The organism is Chryseobacterium elymi (assembly GCF_003385495.1).
GTDB lineage: Bacteria > Bacteroidota > Bacteroidia > Flavobacteriales > Weeksellaceae > Chryseobacterium > Chryseobacterium elymi.
Window position 1 is genome coordinate 1 of record NZ_QNUH01000080.1, and the last position, 304, is coordinate 304.

Annotated in this window: 1 protein-coding gene; it reads left to right on the forward strand. The window is 36.8% G+C overall.

Annotated elements, in window-relative coordinates:
* On the forward strand, nucleotides 1–229 hold a 229-nt coding region (locus DRF60_RS21335; protein ID WP_157967984.1), incomplete at its 5' end, for a hypothetical protein.
* Nucleotides 230–304 lie beyond the last annotated feature (75 nt).

Below are 304 nucleotides of genomic sequence, written 5' to 3' on the forward strand. Positions count from 1 at the left end.
ATCAGAACAGTCACTGATCTCAGCTTTAGATCTGTTCAGAAATAATTCTGCATTGTCAACTTATCAGATCACTACTTATACTTATGATCCTCTGATTGGCGTAAGAAGCATTACCCCACCATCAGGAATAAGGGAGCTTTATAAATATGATACTGCCAACCGACTTGAAAAGGTGATTGACATCAATGGAAAAGTATTGAAAGAGTTCAAATACAACTACAAAAACTAACACACGATGAAAAAGATAATCATTCCAATCAGTACTTTGTTTGTGACAGGACTAGCCTATGCACAGACAACCCCA